Below are 16840 nucleotides of genomic sequence, written 5' to 3'. Positions count from 1 at the left end.
CGGCCGGCGGGTGGCCGCCGGGTCAGACGTACCGCTCCAGGATGGAGGACTCGGCCAGGCGGGACAGGCCCTCCCGGACGCTGCGGGCCCGGGCCTCGCCCACGCCGTCCACGGCCTGGAGGTCGTCCACGCTCGCGGCCAGCAGCTTCTGCAGGCCCCCGAAGTGCTCCACCAGCCGGTCGATGATGGCGCCCGGCAGCCGCGGCACCTTGGCCAGCAGCCGGAAGCCCCGCGGTGACACGGCCGAGTCGAGCGACTCGGGAGACGCGGTGTAGCCCAGCCCGCGCGCCACCGTGCCCAGCTCCAGCAGCTCCGCGTGGGACAGCGCGTCCAGCTCGGCCAGCGCCTCGCCGACCGTGCGGGACCGCTTCGCCGTCGGCTCGGGCACATAGTCGCGCACCACCAGCTCGCGGTCCGGCTCGACGCCCGCGATCAGCTCCTCGAGCTGGAGCGCGAGGAGCCGGCCGTCCGTGCCCAGCTCGACCACGTACTCGGCGATCTCGGTGGCGATACGGCGGACCATCTCCAGCCGCTGCGCGACCGCCGACACGTCCCGGACCGTCACCAGGTCCTCGATCTCCAGCGCCGACAGCGTGCCCGCGACCTCGTCCAGCCGCAGCTTGTACCGCTCCAGGGTGGCCAGCGCCTGGTTCGCGCGGGACAGGATCGCCGCCGAGTCCTCCAGGACCCGGCGCTGACCGTCCACGTACAGGGCGATCAGCCGCATCGACTGGGAGACCGAGACCACCGGGAAGCCGACCTGCTTGCTCACCCGGTCCGCCGTGCGGTGCCGCGTGCCGGTCTCCTCGGTCGGGATCGTCGGGTCCGGGAGGAGCTGCACGCCCGCGCGCAGGATCTTCGACAGGTCCGACGACAGCACGATGCCGCCGTCCAGTTTGCACAGCTCGCGCAGCCGGGTCGCGGTGAACTCCACGTCCAGCACGAATCCGCCCGTGCACATCGCCTCGACCGTCTTGTCGGAGCCGAGCACGATCAGGCCGCCGGTGTTGCCGCGCAGGACCCGCTCCAGGCCGTCCCGCAGGGGCGTGCCCGGTGCCACGGCGCTCAGCGAGGAGCGCATCAGGCCATCGGTACCGGCACTCCCACCGGACTTTCCGGGAGCTGCTGCCCGGTCGTTGGCTGCCACTGCACTCCTCCGGTCGCAGGTTCTGACGCCCTCCCGCACCCGCACTCGGTTCGTACGGACGGGCGAGACCAGGGCAAAGTCTACCGGCGCTCCTCCGCCTCCCGTGGGGCCTCCCGGCGACGGGAGCGCGGCAGAACCCGCAGCGCGTCCCCCATGTCGGCGACTTCCAGGACCTTCATGCCGGCCGGCACCTTCCCCGGATCGGTCGGTACGAGCGCGTGCGTGAAGCCCAGCCGGTGCGCCTCGGAGAGCCTGCGCTGCACGCCCGTGACCCGCCTGACCTCGCCCGCGAGACCCACCTCGCCGATCGCCACCAGGTTCTTCGGCAGCGGGGTGTCGCTCGCGGCGGAGGCCAGGGCGAGCGCGATGGCGAGATCGGCGGCGGGCTCCGACAGCTTCACGCCGCCGACCGTCGCGGAGTAGATGTCCCGCTTGCCCAGCGCGCTGATCCGGCCGCGCTGCTCCAGCACCGCGAGCATCATCGACACCCGGGAGGTCTCCAGGCCGGAGGTCGTCCGCCGCGGGGAGGGGATCTGGGAGTCCACGGTCAGCGCCTGCACCTCGGCCACCAGCGGGCGGCGGCCCTCCAGGGTGACGGTCAGGCAGGTGCCCGGCACCGGCTCGGCGCGGCGGGTCAGGAACAGGCCGCTGGGGTCGGTGAGGCCCGTGATGCCCTCGTCGTGCAGCTCGAAGCAGCCGACCTCGTCCGTCGCCCCGTACCGGTTCTTCACGCCGCGCACCAGGCGCAGCCGCGCGTGCCGGTCGCCCTCGAAGTGCAGCACGACGTCCACCAGGTGCTCCAGCAGGCGGGGGCCGGCGATGGCGCCGTCCTTCGTGACGTGTCCCACCAGCAGCGTGGACATGCCGCGTTCCTTGGAGGCGCGGATCAGGGCGCCGGCCACCTCCCGGACCTGGGCCATGCCGCCGGGCGCGCCCTCGATCTCGGGCGAGGCGACCGTCTGCACCGAGTCGAGGATCAGCAGGGACGGCTTGACCTCGTCCAGATGCCCGAGGACGGCGGCCAGGTCCGTCTCGGCGGCCAGATACAGATGGTCGTCCAGGGCACCGATGCGGTCGGCGCGCAGCCGCACCTGGCTCGCCGACTCCTCGCCGGTGACATAGAGGGTGCGGTGCTCGGCACTGGCCGACTTGGCGGCCACGTCCAGCAGCAGGGTGGACTTGCCGACGCCCGGCTCGCCCGCGAGCAGCACGACCGCGCCCGGCACGAGCCCGCCGCCGAGCACCCGGTCCAGCTCGGGCACGCCGGTGGTGCGGGCGGTGGCCTGCCGGCCGTCGACCTGGCCGATGGGCACCGCGGAGTGGGTCACCCGGCCCGGCGCCGTCGTCCGGACCGCGGGCGTGCCGTACTCCTCGACCGTGCCCCAGGCCTGGCATTCGGGGCAGCGGCCGAGCCACTTGGCCGTCTGCCAGCCGCACTCGGTGCAGCGGTAGGACGGACGGTCCTTGGTGGTCTTGGTACGGGCAGCCATGCGGAAACCGTAGCCCCCGGCACTGACAACGGGACCGGGGGACCGCCGCCGGACGGCCCGGGACACGGAAGAGCGACCCGGTCTCGGCCACCAGCCGTCGGTATCCGGACGCGGAACAGAGCGTTCCTGTCCCCTTATGAGGGATCGTTTCACCCGTACGGATTAAAAGTGCTCAAGGTGCCCGAAGGGGCACTCCGCGGCCGCCTACGGTCGCACGGGTGATGAGCAGCAGTCCGGAGACCACCGCCGCCCGCAGGACCGGAGCGCACCGCGCGTCGCGTGCGGCGGAACGTGAGGCGCGCGAGGCCCGTGCGGCGCGTGAAGCGCGCGACCGCGCCGCCGCGCGCGCCGTCGCCGAGCGCACGCCGGCGCGCTACGAGCCGTACCTGGACGGCCTGTTCACCTACTGCCTGTCGGTGCTGTGCGACCACGACGCGGCCACCGCCGCCCTCGGCGACGCCCTCGCCGTGGCCGGGCGCCGCGGCCACCGGTCCGCCGCGGCCGCCGACGACCCCAGGGCCTGGCTGTACGCGCTGGCCCGCTGGGCCTGTCTGCGCGAGCTGGCCGAGGCCAGGCAGAAACGTCAGGCCACCCACGCGGCGGGCCGTCCGGGCGGCGCGGGTGCGGCCGGGACCGGAGCGGGCGCCGGGGCGGAGGCGGCCGGCCAGGGCGCCGGAGCCGCCGCCGCGGAGGCGTCCCCGTCCGCCGAGGCGCGGGAGCGGCGGCGCCGCGAACTGGCGCTGCTGGCCTGGCCGGAGGCGGCCGGCACCACACCCGAGCAGCGCGAGGCCCTGGAACTCGCCGTCCGCCACCGCCTCGCCGCCCACGAGGTCGCCGCCGTCCTCGGCCTGGAGCCCGCCGCCGCGCGGGAGCTGCTCGCCTCCGCCGCCTGCGAGGTGGAACGCACCCGGGCGGCCCTCGCCGTGGTCGACGCGGGCGGCTGCCCCGGTGTGGCCCACCTCACCGGCGACAGCCGGCTGGTCCTGAGCACGGCCCTGCGCCAGGAGCTGGTCCGGCACGTCGACGACTGCCCGCGCTGCCGCCGCACCGCCGAGCGCGCCGCGTCCGGCCACTGGCCCGGTGCCACGGTCACCCCGGCCGAGCTGCCGGTCCTCCAGGCCCCGCGCACGGCCCTGCGCACGGCGCCGGTCCGCCTCCCGCGCGCGCGGGGCGCGGCCGTGCCCCGCTTCGACCGGCGCGGCTTCCCGATGGACCCCAAGGACCGCGCGGCCCGCCGCGACCGGCTGCGCGCGCGAGCCGTCACCACCACGGTGGTCGCCACGGTCGTCGCCGCGCCCGTGCTCGCGCTCTGGGCCGCCTACCGGGACGGGCCGGCCGGCGAGGACGACGGCCGCCCGGCGACCGCGCGCGAGGCGCAGAGCCCCGAGGCGCTCGGCGGCGGCCCGGGCGGCGGCTACGCGAACGCGGGGAACGCCGGCGTGAAGCCGGGGCCGCGCACCGGCGCGGACGGCACGGCGGACGTGTCCGTGGAGGTGGTCGGCATCGGCGGCGCGGGCGGGAAGGACGCGGCCCGGCTCGCCGTCAGCGCGGCCAACGACGGCGACACCACGCTGATCACGCTCACCGCCTCCGGAGCCTCCGCCCTGCGCTGGTCGGTGTCCACCCCGGCCGCCTGGCTCTACTTCAACCGGTCTGCGGGCACCCTCGGCCCCGGCCGGACGGTGACGGTCCGGGTGTACGTCGACCAGTTGCGCGAGCCGTCCGGGCACTGGCGCGCGCGGGTGGCGGTGGCCCCGGCGGGCGCGGTGGTCTCCATCGACGGTTACGGCACGGCACCGGCCCGCCCGGCCCCCCGGCCGTCGCCCGTCCCGCCCTCGCCCCCGCCCGGCACGCCTCCGGGCAGCCCGCCGGCCAGCCAGGCCCCGCCGTCCCCGGAGCCCACGCCGGCCCCGACGACCCCGCCGCCCACCGAGTCCCCGGCCCCGACACCGACCCCGTCGGACCCGGAGACACCGAGCCCCGCGGAAAGCTAGGACCTGTCGTCCGGATCATGCCGGGCTCGCGGGCCCTGGCCGGCGGGCAGCGAGGGCCCGCCCCCGGTCACGGCGCCGGGTCGGCCGGGTGCGGGGCCACCAGGGGGAGCTGGGACGCCAGCCGCTGGGCGCACAGTTCGGCCAGGCGGTCGTAGCCGGCCTTGCCCATCAGCTCCGTCAGCTCGGCCCGGTAGGAGACGTACACCGGCTCGCCGGCGCCGTGGGCCGAGGTCGCCGAGGTGCACCACCAGTGCAGGTCGTGGCCGCCCGGCCCCCAGCCCCGCCGGTCGTACTCACCGATGGACACCTGGAGCACGCGCGTGTCGTCCGGCCGGTCGATCCAGTCGTAGGTCCGCCGGACCGGCAACTGCCAGCACACGTCCGGCTTGGTCTCCAGCGGCTCCCGCCCCTCCTTGAGGGCCAGGATGTGCAGCGAGCAGCCCGCGCCGCCCGCGAACCCGGGCCGGTTCTGGAAGATGCACGAGCCCTGGAAGGGCCGGGTCTGCCGGGAGCCCTCCTCGTCCTCGGCGATCCAGCCGTCGCGCGTGCCCTCGGCGTGGTGCTGCCAGATCTCCGGAGTGAGCCGCGCCACGTGCCCGGCGACCCGCTTCTCGTCGTCCTCGTCGGAGAAGTGCGCGCCCAGCGTGCAGCACCCGTCGTCCGCGCGGCCCGCCTGGATGCCCTGGCAGCCGCTGCCGAAGATGCAGTTCCAGCGCGAGGTCAGCCAGGTCAGATCGCAGCGGAAGACCTGCTCGTCGTCGGCCGGGTCCGGGAACTCCACCCAGGCGCGGGCGAAGTCGAGCCCCTGCTCGTCACTCATCTTCGCCTCCTTGAGGGCTTTGGCGGCTTTCGCTCCGGCTTTCAGGACCTTGTCGGCCTTGCCGGGTTTATCGCTTTTGCTGGAGTTCGCCTTTTTCGTCTTTGGCACTCGTCCAGGGTAAGTGGCCGGGTGCCACCGGGAACACCGAGGACGGAGGTTCTCGCAGTAGCGTTCCGCATATGAGACTCGGTGTCCTGGACGTGGGTTCGAACACGGTGCATCTGCTGGTGGTGGACGCCCACCCCGGCGCCCGCCCGCTGCCCGCGCATTCGCACAAGGCCGAACTCCGCCTCGTCCAACTCCTCGACACCGACGGGGCCATCGGCGACGAGGGCGTCGACCGGCTGATCGACGTCGTACGGGACGCGCTCCAGGCCGCCGAGGACAAGGGCGTCGAGGACCTGCTGCCGTTCGCGACCTCCGCCGTGCGCGAGGCCCGCAACGCCGACGCCGTCCTCGCGCGCGTGGCCGACGAGACCGGCGTACGGCTCCAGGTCCTCAGCGGAGCGGAGGAGGCCCGGCTCACCTTCCTCGCCGTACGCCGCTGGTTCGGCTGGTCCGCCGGGAAGCTGCTGGTCCTGGACATCGGCGGCGGCTCCCTGGAGATCGCCTACGGCATCGACGAGGAACCGGACACGGCGGTCTCCCTGCCGCTCGGCGCCGGCCGCCTCACCGCCGGCCGGCTGCCCGGCGACCCGCCCGCCGCGGCGGACGTCCGCGCCCTGCGCCGGTACGTCCGCACGGAGATCGCCCGCACGGTCGGCGAGTTCGCCCGCTTCGGCGCCCCCGACCACGTGGTCGCCACCTCCAAGACCTTCAAGCAGCTCGCCCGGATCGCCGGCGCCGCCCGCAGCGCCGACGGCCTGTACGCGCAGCGCGAACTCAAGCGCGAGTCCCTGGAGGCCTGGGTCCCCAGGCTGGCCGGCATGACGGCCGCCCAGCGCGCGGAGCTGCCCGGCGTCTCCGAGGGCCGGGCCGGCCAGCTCCTCGCGGGCGCCCTGGTCGCCGAGGCCGCGATGGACCTGTTCGGCGTGCAGAGCCTGGAGATATGCCCCTGGGCGCTGCGCGAGGGCGTGATCCTGCGCCGCCTCGACCACATGGGCCCGGTGTGACCTGCCCGGAGGGACGCGCGGGGACCGGCCGGGAGCCCGCCGCGCACCCGCCCGCATGGCATACCTCACACCGGCGAGCAGCCTCCGGACACCCGGGCGGGCCGACGCCGTAAGGTGTCGGAGTGGTGGCTGAACGAACGGACGTGGACGTGCGCATCGCGCTGTCGACCGCCTCCGTCTACCCGGAGTCGACGGCGACGGCCTTCGAGATCGCCGCGCGCCTCGGGTACGACGGCGTCGAGGTCATGGTGTGGACCGACCCCGTCAGCCAGGACATCGAGGCACTGCGCCGCCTGTCGGACTACCACGGCATGCCCATCCTGGCCGTGCACGCCCCCTGCCTGCTGATCACCCAGCGCGTCTGGTCCACCGACCCCTGGACCAAGCTGCGGCGGGCGCGGGCGGCGGCCGAGAAACTGGGCGCCTCCACCGTCGTCGTCCACCCGCCGTTCCGCTGGCAGCGGCAGTACGCCCGGGACTTCGTCACCGGGATCTGGCGGATGGCGGACGAGACGGACGTGCGGTTCGCCGTCGAGAACATGTACCCGTGGCGCTACCGCGACCGCGAGATGCTCGCCTACGCCCCCGACTGGGACGTCACCCACGACGACTACCGGCACTTCACGGTCGACCTCAGCCACACGGCGACGGCCCGCTCCGACGCCCTGGACATGGTCGACCGCATGGGCGACCGGCTCGCGCACGTCCACCTCGCCGACGGCCGGGGCTCCGCCAAGGACGAGCACCTGGTGCCCGGCCGCGGCACCCAGCCCTGCGCCGAACTGCTGCACCGCCTGGTGCGCACCGGGTTCGACGGCCATGTCGTGCTGGAGGTCAACACCCGGCGGGCCATGTCCGGCGCCGAGCGCGAGGCCGACCTCGCCGAGGCGCTCGCGTTCACCCGCGCCCACCTGGCCGCCGCGGTCCGGGTGCCCCGGCGATGACCCAGCCCGCGGCCCCGCGCCGCCGTGGCCGCCCGCCGCGCACCGAGTCCGCCGGCACCCGCGACCGCATCCTCACCGCCGCCCGCGAGGAGTTCTCCGCGCGCGGCTACGAGAAGACGTCCGTACGCGGCATCGCCAAGGCCGCCGGCGTGGACGCCGCGCTCGTCCACCACTACTTCGGCACCAAGGAACAGGTCTTCGAGGCGGCCATCGAGGTCGCCTTCGCGCCCGCCCTGCACGCGCCGGAAGCGATCGCCGACGGCCCGCTGGACGAGGTCGGCGAGCGGCTCGTCCGGTTCACCTTCGGCATCTGGGAGGACCCCGCCACCCGGACACCGCTGCTGGCGATCCTGCGCTCGGCCGTCACCAACGACACGGCCGCCGCCGTCTTCCGCCGCATGGTCGCCGCCCAGCTCGTCAGCCGCATCGCCGCCCAGCTCCGGCAGCCGGACGCCGAGCTGCGCGCCGAGCTGGCCGCGGCCCAGCTGGTGGGCTGCGCCCTGCTGCGGTACGCCGTCAAGGTGGAGCCGCTGGCCTCGGCCGACCTGGAGCAGCTCGTCGCCCGCCTCGCTCCCGTCGTACAGCGCCATCTGACGGCTCCGTGAAACAGCCGTCCCGCGATACGGACACCTTGTCCCGCCAGCTGGATGACCGGCGTACGCTCGAAGCAGCCACACCCGTCTGAAGGAGCGAGCGACGATGCCCCAGCTGAGGTCCCGCACAGTCACCCACGGCCGCAATATGGCGGGCGCCCGCGCCCTGATGCGCGCCTCCGGTGTACCCGGTGCGGACATCGGCCGCAAGCCCGTCATCGCGGTCGCCAACTCCTTCACCGAGTTCGTGCCGGGCCACACCCACCTCCAGCCCGTCGGCCGGATCGTCAGCGAGGCGATCAAGGAGGCCGGCGGCATCCCGCGCGAGTTCAACACCATCGCGGTCGACGACGGCATCGCCATGGGCCACGGCGGCATGCTGTACTCCCTGCCCTCCCGCGACCTGATCGCGGACTCGGTCGAGTACATGGTCGAGGCGCACTGCGCCGACGCCCTGGTCTGCATCTCCAACTGCGACAAGATCACCCCGGGCATGCTGATGGCCGCCCTGCGGCTGAACATCCCGACGGTCTTCGTCTCCGGCGGCCCCATGGAGTCCGGCCGCGCCACCCTGGTCGACGGCACGGTCCGCACCCTCGACCTGGTCGACGCGATCTCCGACGCCGTGAACGACAAGATCTCCGACGAGGACATCCTCCGCATCGAGGAGAACGCCTGCCCGACCTGCGGCAGCTGTTCCGGCATGTTCACCGCCAACTCGATGAACTGCCTGACCGAGGCCATCGGCCTCTCCCTGCCCGGCAACGGCTCGGTCCTCGCCACCCACACCGCCCGCCGCGCCCTGTACGAGAACGCGGCCCGCACGGTCATGGACCTCACCCGCCGCTACTACGAGCAGGACGACGACACCGTCCTGCCCCGCACCATCGCCACCTTCCAGGCCTTCGAGAACGCCATGGCCCTGGACATCGCGATGGGCGGCTCCACCAACACGATCCTGCACCTGCTGGCCGCCGCCCAGGAGGCGGGCGTCCCGTTCGGCCTGGACGAGATCGACGCCGTCTCGCGCCGCGTGCCCTGCCTGGCGAAGGTCGCCCCGAACGTCGCCAAGGACCGCACGTACTACATGGAGGACGTGCACCGCGCCGGCGGCATCCCGGCCCTGCTCGGCGAACTGCACCGCGCGGGCCTGCTCAACGAGGACGTGCACGCCGTGCACAGCCCCTCGCTGGCCGACTGGCTGAAGACCTGGGACATCCGCGGCGGCTCGCCCTCGCCGGAGGCGGTGGAGCTGTGGCACGCGGCGCCCGGCTGCGTCCGCTCCGCCGAGGCGTTCTCCCAGTCCGAGCGCTGGGAGGCGCTGGACGAGGACGCCGAGAACGGCTGCATCCGCTCCGCCGAGCACGCCTACTCCAAGGACGGCGGCCTGGCGGTCCTGCGGGGCAACCTGGCGGTCGACGGCTGCGTGGTGAAGACGGCCGGCGTGGACGAGTCGATCTGGACCTTCGAGGGCCCGGCCGTGGTCTGCGAGTCCCAGGAGGAGGCCGTCCAGCGCATCCTCACCCAGGAGGTCAAGGACGGAGACGTCGTCGTCATCCGCTACGAGGGCCCCAAGGGCGGCCCCGGCATGCAGGAGATGCTGTACCCGACCTCGTACCTGAAGGGCCGCGGCCTCGGCAAGACCTGCGCCCTGATCACCGACGGCCGCTTCTCCGGCGGCACCTCGGGCCTGTCCATCGGCCACGCCTCCCCCGAGGCGGCCTCCGGCGGCACCATCGCCCTGGTCCAGGACGGCGACCGCATCCGCATCGACATCCCGAACCGGACGATCGAGCTGCTGGTCGACGACGCCGAGCTGGCCCGCCGCGCGCAGGCCCTGAACGGGGTCTACGCCCCGAAGAACCGCGAACGCAAGGTCTCCGCCGCCCTGCGCGCCTACGCCGCGATGGCCACGAGCGCGGACAAGGGCGCGGTCCGCGACGTGTCCCTGCTGGGCTGACCGCCGGCCGCCACAGCCGACGCCGCAGGGGCCGCCTCCGCTTGGAGGCGGCCCCCGCGCCGTCCGCGGGCGTTCACCAGGCCGCCGGCGCCCGGCCGTCCACGGTGAAGACGGTGCCGTCCGGCGCGGCGGCGCAGACCCGGTCGCCGACGGGCACCGGAGACGGCGGAGTGCTCACGACCCGCGCCGCGTGGGCGCCGAGCCGCGCGCGGGTCTGCCCGACGAGCCGCCCCGCGCGGGCGTCGACGGCGAGCAGCCGGCCGTCGCTCGCGGTGAAGTACACCCGGCCGTCCCGCACGACGGGCACCGAACCCCGGCTCACCGACGTCTCCAGGTGCCACAGCCGCCGGCCCGCCGCCACGTCCACCGCGTCCAGCGAGCCGCCGGTGGCCAGCACATAGGCCACGTCCCCGTGCACGGTGGCGTGCGCCCCGTCGAGCACGACGGGCAGCGCGACCCGGCGGACGGTTCCCGGCCCGGGCGTGTAGCGGACGATCTCCCGGGCGCCGTAGCCGCTGTCGACGGCCAGGAAGTACACCGAACCGTCGGCCCGGGCGCCGAACGGCTTCAGCCACCCCCGCAGCCGTACGTCCCACCGCACCCGGCCGGTGCGCGGGTCCAGCGCGCTCACCCGGGTGCTCGACCCGTCGGCCGCCGTCCGCGTCGCGTACGCGCTCCCGTCCGCCGCCCCGGGGAAGGTCACGAAGGACGGCGCGCCCTGACCCGGGACCGCCGTCCGCCACCGGGTGGCGCCGGTCGCGCCGTCCACACCGGTGACCGTGCCGTCGGCCCCGGTGAGCAGGGCCGTGTCACCGGCGTACCGGACCGTCGTCCCCGTGGGCAGCCGGCGCCGCCACACCTCCGCGCCGGAGGCCGGGTCCAGACCGGCGAGCCGTGGTCCGCCGTCGGTGTAGGGCTGCACCAGGCCGCCCGCGACGACCGGCGGCCCGCTCGGGGACCGGGTGCCGACCGGGTGCCGCCACAGCAGCCGGCCGTCGGACACCGCGAGCGCGAAGACGGCACCGGGCCGCGCGCACAGCAGCTTCCCGGCGCCGTACGCGCACAGCGGCATGCCCGCGCCGCCGGCCGCCGGCCGGGCCGTCCAGCCGCCGGAAGCCGCCGCCAGGTCCGGCGCGCTCCCCGGCTGATCGTTTCGTCCCGAGACCCAGACACCGGCGAGGGTGCCCACCAGCGCCAGCCCGAGGATCCCCGCCGCCAGCACCACCGCGCGCCGCCGGCCCACACGCCACGCGGACCGCCACCAGGCCACCGCGGACCCGGGCCCGGTCTCGGGCCCGGTTTCCGGTCCGGCCTTCGGCCCGGTCCCGGGGTCGCTCTCCGGTCCGGTCCCCGGTCCGGTCGCCGGTCCGGTCCCGGGGCCGCTCTCCGGCCGGCTTCCTGAGCGGGTCTTCGCCGAGGAGACCGGGCCGGACCGCGGCGCGGCTCCTGCCGGGGACTCGCCCGCGGACTCCTTCCCGCCCGTGCACTCCGCCCCGGTCGCGGACGCTGCCCCGGTCGCGGATTCCTCCGCCGGCCCGTCCCCGCCCGCCCGCTGTGCCGGTATGAACGCCTGGGTGTCGTACGAGGCCGCCACCGAGCGCAGTTCCCGCATCAGCTCGTCCGGCGTGGGCCGGTCCTCGGGCTCCTTGGCGAGGCACCGCCGCACCAGCACCGCGAGTCCGTCCGGCACGCCGGTCAGATCGGGCTCGTCGTGCACGACCTGATAGGCCACGACGTACGGACTGTCGGAGTCGAACGGCCCCCGTCCGGTCGCCGCGTGCACCATCACCGAGCCGAGCGCGAAGATGTCGGCGGCCGGACCGACCTCGCGGGGCCGCCGGAACTGCTCGGGCGCCATGAACGGCGGCGTGCCGATCAACTTGCCGGTCTCGGTACGCAGTTCGCTGTCCGTCGGCCGGGAGATGCCGAAGTCGATGACCTTCGGGCCGTCCTCGGCGAGCAGCACGTTGCCGGGCTTCAGATCCCGGTGCACCACGCCGACCCGGTGGATGTCGCGCAGCGCCTCGGCGAGCCCGGCCATCAGCCGCCGCAACTGCTCCGGCGCCATCGGCCCCGTCCGCTTCACGTGTTCCGCGAGGGTGGGGCCCGGGATGAACAGGGTGGCCATCCAGGGCCGCGCGGCCTCCGGGTCGGCGTCGACCACGGGCGCCGTGAACGCACCGCTGACCCGCCGCGCGGCGGCCACCTCCTGCCGGAAACGGCCCCGGAACTCGGGATCCCGGGCGAACTCGGCGTGTACGACCTTCACCGCGAGCCGCATCCCCGAGGTGCTCCGGGCCAGGTGGACGACGCCCATGCCGCCGGAGCCCAGACAGGACTCCAGCCGGTAGTGGCCGCCGTACTCGGGAAGTTCCGCTTCCGCGCTCGTCCCGGTGTTGCGCCGTGGCGCCATGGACCACCCCCGTGCTCTTCGTCCGTGCGCGCGACGCACGGAGCCTAGTCGAAGACTCGTAAGGGACAGAGGCGGCTTGCTAGCGTCTGGGGGCGAGTCGCGCGCGGCCGTGCCGCGCCGGCTCGCACCGAGTTCGGGGAAACAACGGGGGAGGACCACTTTCATGTCTGTCGAGCGTGCGCAAGAGACGACGAGCGCGGCCGGGGGCCAGGACGGGACGGCCACGGGGGCGGTGGCGGCCGTCCGCACCTACGCCGTCGCCCCGGGCGTCCGGCTGAACGTCCGCAGCGGCCCGGGCACCCAGTACAACCTGGTCCGCGTCCTGCCCGAAGGCGTCAGCGTCCCGATCTACTGCCAGACACCCGGCACGACCGTCACCGGCCCCTACGGCACCACCAAGATCTGGGACCTCATCGACAGCGGCGAATACGTCTCGGACGCGTACGTCCACACGGGCAGCGACGGCTACATAGCCCCACGCTGCAGCTAACCCGTCCCGGCACCGGGTTCTGGCCCACGGGCCGGGTCTTGGCCCACCGGCCGGGACTGGCCCGCCGGCCGAGCGTGGCCGTCGGCCGAGCGTGGCCCATCGGTCTGGTGCGGCCCGCCGGCCGGGCGCGGCTTATCGGTCTGGCCCTGGTTCGTCGGCCGGGCGCGGCTCGTCGGTCTGGTGCAGCCCACGGGCCGGGACTGGCCCGCCGGCCGGGCGCGGCCCATCGGTCTGGTGTGGCCCGCCGGCCGGGCGCGGCTTATCGGTCTGGCCCTGGTTCGTCGGCCGGGCGCGGCTCGTCGGTCTGGTGCAGCCCACCGGCCGGGTTTTGGCTCACCGGTCTGGCGCGGCCCACCGGCCGGGTCTGGCCCACCGGACGAGGGTCGCCCATCGGTCTGGTGCGGCCCGCCGGTCGGGCGCGGCCATCGGTCGGGCCTTGGCTCCTCGGCCGGGCTCGGTTCATCGGTCCGGCCCCGGCCCGCCGGTCCCGTCTCAGCTCGCCGGCCTGGCGCGGCCCACCAGCCGCGGTCCCACCTCTTCGGCCCGGCCCCGGCAGGAAGACCTGGCCCCGGCCCCCATCGGCTCCGCCCCGCCTCGTCGACCCGGCCCCGGCACGGAGACCTGGCCCCGGTCCGTCGGATCTGCCCCGGACGGGAGGTGGTGGGTGGGCGGAGCCATAATCGAGGCGTGAGCGACGACGTGAGCGGCACCCCGGACAGCCCGGCCGGTTCCACCGGCGAAGCGGCGCGGGGCGAGGGCCCCCGGCCCGAGCCCCTGCGCTTCTTCGGCACGTCCTGGGTGCACCACGACAACGGCTACGCGGCCCGCCGCGCCGGTGTCGCCGCCGGCTCCCTCGCCGCTGCCGCCGCCTCCTGCCTGGTGCTCCGCCTCGCCTACGACGGCATCCGGATCGCCGACACCGGCTCCCTGGTGTCCGTGCTGGTCGTCGTCATGTTCGCACTCTGCAGCGCCCTCGCCTTCCGCAACACCTGGGAAGGCTTCGGCAAGCGGCACGACCCGCAGCGCCAGGCCTCCCTGCGCGGCCTGCTCGCCATCGGCTTCGTCGGCTCCCTCCTCGCCTACTTCTTCCGCTCCCTCATCGAGGCCCCGGGCGAGAAGCTGCACCGCGAGGAGTACGAGCAGGCCCGCGAGGCCCACGCGCGCCGCACCACCCGCCGCACCGGCAACCCGTCCCGCAAGAAGCGCCGCCGCTGAGCCACGCGCCGCCGCCGGCGCACCGGCCGAGCCGGGCTCTTCGACTCCGCCGCCCAGTACGCCGGGAACCGCCCCCCCCCCGCTGCCGGCCCCGGCACAACCACCGTGCGCCGCCCCCGTTCCGCTCACCGGACAACCGGCCCGCGCACCGCCCGCCGGTGCCAGACTGAGCCGCATGAGCCAGAAAGTCGCAGTCCTCGGCACCGGCAAGATCGGCGAAGCCCTGCTCAGCGGAATGATCCGGGCCGGCTGGGCGCCCACCGATCTCCTGGTCACCGCCCGCCGCCCGGAACGCGCCGAAGAACTCCGCGCCCGCCACGGAGTCACGCCGGTCAGCAACACCGAGGCCGCCAAGACCGCCGACATCCTGATCCTCACGGTGAAGCCGCAGGACATGGGCACCCTCCTGGACGAACTCGCCCCGCACGTGCCCGCCGACCGCCTGGTCATCAGCGGCGCCGCCGGCATCCCCACCTCCTTCTGCGAGGAACGCCTGCCCGCGGGCACCCCCGTCGTCCGTGTCATGACCAACACCCCGGCCCTCGTCGATGAGGCCATGTCGGTCATCTCCGCCGGCAGCCACGCCACCGAGCAGCACCTCGCGCACGCCGAGGAGATCTTCGGCGGCGTCGGCAAGACCCTCCGCGTCCCCGAGAGCCAGCAGGACGCCTGCACCGCGCTGTCCGGCTCCGGCCCGGCCTACTTCTTCTACCTGGTCGAAGCCATGACCGACGCCGGCATCCTGCTCGGCCTGCCCCGCGACAAGGCCGCCGACCTCATCGTCCAGTCCGCGATCGGCGCCGCCGTGATGCTCCGCGACAGCGGCGAGCACCCGGTCAAGCTCCGGGAGAACGTCACCTCCCCGGCCGGCACCACGATCAGCGCCATCCGCGAGCTGGAGAACCACGGCGTACGCGCCGCCCTCATCGCCGCCCTGGAAGCCGCCCGCGACCGCAGCCGCGAACTCGCCACCGGCACGAAGGACTGACCGGCCCGCCCCGCACCCCGTGGGCGGCCCACCCGCCGCCCACGGAAGAGGGGAAAGTGCGGGCGGAGAACGGGCGCGCGCCCGGCCGGCGGACCGGACCGCACCGCCGTAGCGCTTACCGCGCCACGCTCAGCGAACTCTCCGCCACCGGCGGCAGCAACCCGATCGCCCGGTAGGCCCTGTCGACCGTGGGCCGCGCCACCGCCCGCGCCTTCTCCGCGCCGTCCAGCAGCACCCCCTCCACATACGCCGGATCGGCGCACAGCTCCCGGTGCCGGGCCCGCACCGGCCGCAGCACCTCCACCACGGCCTCCGCCGTGTCCTTCTTCAAAGCGCCGTACGAGTCGTACCCGTCCGCCAGCGACGCCGGATCCCCGCCCGTGCACGCGGCGAGGACATCGAGCAGGTTCGCGACGCCCGGCCGGTCCTCCCGGTCGTAGACGACGTCCCGGCCGCTGTCCGTCACGGCCCGCAGCACCTTCTTGCGCACCACGTCCGGCTCGTCCAGCAGATAGACGACCCCGTTGCCCGAGTCGTCGGACTTCCCCATCTTCCGCGTCGGGTCCTGAAGGTTCATCACCCGCGCCGCCACCTGCGGCAGCGTCGCTCTCGGCACCACGAACGTGTGCCCGTACCGCTCGTTGAACCGGACCGCCAGGTCCCGGGTCAGCTCGACGTGCTGCGCCTGGTCCTCGCCGACCGGCACCTCGTCCGTGCGGTACGCCAGGATGTCCGCCGCCATCAGGACCGGATACGTCAGCAGCGACAGGCGTACGCTCCCGCCGCGTCCCCGTTCCCTCGCGGCCTTCTCCTTGTACTGGATCATCCGCCGCATCTCACCGTCGGTCGCCACGCACTCCAGCAGGTACGACAGCCGCGTGTGCTCGTCGACGTGGCTCTGCAGGAACAGCGTGCACACCTCGGGATCGAGCCCGGCCGCCAGCAGCAGCGTCGCCGTCTGCCGGCTGAGCCTGCGCACCCGCGCCGGATCGTGCTCCACGGTCAGCGCGTGCAGGTCCACCACACAGAAGAGCGAGTCCGCCCGGTACTGGTCGACCTCCGCCCAGCGCCGCATCGCCCCGAGGTAGTTGCCCAGGGTCAGGTGCCCGGTCGGCTGAATCCCGCTGAAGACCCGAGTCATCTCCACTCCACCTTCTGGTCGGGGCCGCCGCTCCTGCGGCCGGCCCCCGGTTCCGGAGGGAGAGAGGAGAACGGCCGCCGAAGCGGCGGCCGTTGCGTGCATACGTGCGTGCGGCCGCCGTCAGGCGGCCCACCAGAAACGGGTGCACGTACGCGTCATCACGCCCTCCACCGTACGCGCCGGGAGGGTGTCCCGGGCAGAGTTGACACACCTCGCACCCGTGCGTACTGTTCTCCGGGTTGTCCGACGTGAGCGCCGACCTCGGTCGGTCCCCGGACAGCCACTCCACAAGCACCACTCACTCTCTCGACGCCCAGGTGTCGACTGTATTGGCGTGTGTATTTGCGGAATGAGGAATCCGCGTTCGAAAGGACGCCGGCCCCGATTAGCTCGGGAGCCAGGAATCCGCTAAAGTCTCACTCGTCGGAAGGGCCAACAGCCCGGAAGACAAACCCCCCTGACTGGGAGTCAGACGCCGAAAGGATCTGATAGAGTCGGAACCGCCGGAAAGGGAAACGCGGAAGCGGGAACCT

13 protein-coding genes are annotated in these 16840 nt (G+C 74.4%); 8 read left to right on the top strand and 5 right to left on the bottom strand.

Going from position 1 to position 16840, the window contains the following annotated elements; translation table 11 throughout:
• Positions 1–22: 22 nt before the first annotated feature.
• Both disA and radA read right to left on the bottom strand, forming a co-directional pair.
• The gene (gene disA, locus ACZ4SV_RS35815; protein ID WP_365876556.1) at positions 23–1147 is read right to left on the bottom strand and encodes a DNA integrity scanning diadenylate cyclase DisA; all 1125 of its coding nucleotides are present in this window, start codon (positions 1145–1147) and stop codon (positions 23–25) included.
• Between the two features lie 80 nt (positions 1148–1227).
• Positions 1228–2637, bottom strand: a complete 1410-nt coding sequence (radA, locus tag ACZ4SV_RS35810) for a DNA repair protein RadA (RefSeq protein ID WP_365876554.1) — start codon at positions 2635–2637, stop codon at positions 1228–1230.
• Between the two features lie 221 nt (positions 2638–2858).
• Between radA and ACZ4SV_RS35805 the strand changes: the two genes are divergently transcribed.
• Positions 2859–4631: a BACON domain-containing protein gene (locus ACZ4SV_RS35805; protein WP_468011150.1), complete on the top strand. Its 1773-nt coding sequence runs from the start codon at positions 2859–2861 to the stop codon at positions 4629–4631.
• 67 nt (positions 4632–4698) lie between these two features.
• Here the strand turns inward: ACZ4SV_RS35805 and ACZ4SV_RS35800 are convergent, their stop codons facing one another.
• Positions 4699–5559, bottom strand: coding sequence for a DUF3109 family protein (locus ACZ4SV_RS35800; RefSeq protein ID WP_397967882.1), 861 nt, complete (start codon positions 5557–5559; stop codon positions 4699–4701).
• A 71-nt stretch (positions 5560–5630) separates the two neighbouring features.
• Here ACZ4SV_RS35800 and ACZ4SV_RS35795 point away from each other — a divergent pair, with 71 nt between their 5' ends.
• The 4 genes from ACZ4SV_RS35795 (at position 5631) to ilvD (ending at position 10060) form a co-directional block, all read left to right on the top strand.
• Positions 5631–6563, top strand: coding sequence for a Ppx/GppA family phosphatase (locus ACZ4SV_RS35795; RefSeq protein WP_468011144.1), 933 nt, complete (start codon positions 5631–5633; stop codon positions 6561–6563).
• A gap of 125 nt (positions 6564–6688) precedes the next feature.
• The gene (locus ACZ4SV_RS35790) at positions 6689–7507 is read left to right on the top strand and encodes a sugar phosphate isomerase/epimerase family protein (protein ID WP_365876545.1); all 819 of its coding nucleotides are present in this window, start codon (positions 6689–6691) and stop codon (positions 7505–7507) included.
• Positions 7504–8112 (top strand): TetR/AcrR family transcriptional regulator, encoded by a 609-nt coding sequence (locus ACZ4SV_RS35785; RefSeq protein WP_397943444.1) that lies wholly within the window; start codon positions 7504–7506, stop codon positions 8110–8112. Before ACZ4SV_RS35790 ends, ACZ4SV_RS35785 begins: the two co-directional genes overlap by 4 nt.
• Before the next feature lie 94 nt (positions 8113–8206).
• Entirely contained in the window at positions 8207–10060 is a 1854-nt protein-coding gene (gene ilvD / locus ACZ4SV_RS35780; protein ID WP_397947785.1) for a dihydroxy-acid dehydratase, read from the top strand.
• Positions 10061–10133: 73 nt separating this feature from the next.
• Here the strand turns inward: ilvD and ACZ4SV_RS35775 are convergent, their stop codons facing one another.
• A complete protein-coding gene (locus ACZ4SV_RS35775; protein ID WP_468011133.1) occupies positions 10134–12473 on the bottom strand; it encodes an outer membrane protein assembly factor BamB family protein in 2340 nt (779 codons plus the stop codon).
• 163 nt (positions 12474–12636) lie between these two features.
• Here ACZ4SV_RS35775 and ACZ4SV_RS35770 point away from each other — a divergent pair, with 163 nt between their 5' ends.
• The 3 genes from ACZ4SV_RS35770 to proC all read left to right on the top strand — a co-directional run bounded on the left by ACZ4SV_RS35770 (position 12637) and on the right by proC (position 15166).
• Positions 12637–12963 carry an SH3 domain-containing protein gene (locus ACZ4SV_RS35770; RefSeq protein ID WP_365876536.1) on the top strand — a complete coding sequence of 109 codons (327 nt, stop codon included), beginning with the start codon at positions 12637–12639 and terminating at the stop codon, positions 12961–12963.
• Between the two features lie 687 nt (positions 12964–13650).
• Positions 13651–14178, top strand: coding sequence for an EamA/RhaT family transporter (locus ACZ4SV_RS35765; protein ID WP_468011126.1), 528 nt, complete (start codon positions 13651–13653; stop codon positions 14176–14178).
• A gap of 175 nt (positions 14179–14353) precedes the next feature.
• Positions 14354–15166 (top strand): pyrroline-5-carboxylate reductase, encoded by an 813-nt coding sequence (proC, locus tag ACZ4SV_RS35760; RefSeq protein ID WP_365876534.1) that lies wholly within the window; start codon positions 14354–14356, stop codon positions 15164–15166.
• 115 nt (positions 15167–15281) lie between these two features.
• Here proC and trpS read toward each other — a convergent pair whose 3' ends face one another.
• Positions 15282–16307: a tryptophan--tRNA ligase gene (trpS, locus tag ACZ4SV_RS35755; RefSeq protein ID WP_468011120.1), complete on the bottom strand. Its 1026-nt coding sequence runs from the start codon at positions 16305–16307 to the stop codon at positions 15282–15284.
• Positions 16308–16840 lie beyond the last annotated feature (533 nt).

The sequence above is a fragment of the Streptomyces sp. NPDC027672 genome (assembly GCF_055566335.1).
This window is presented reverse-complemented; position numbering and strand designations above follow the sequence as displayed.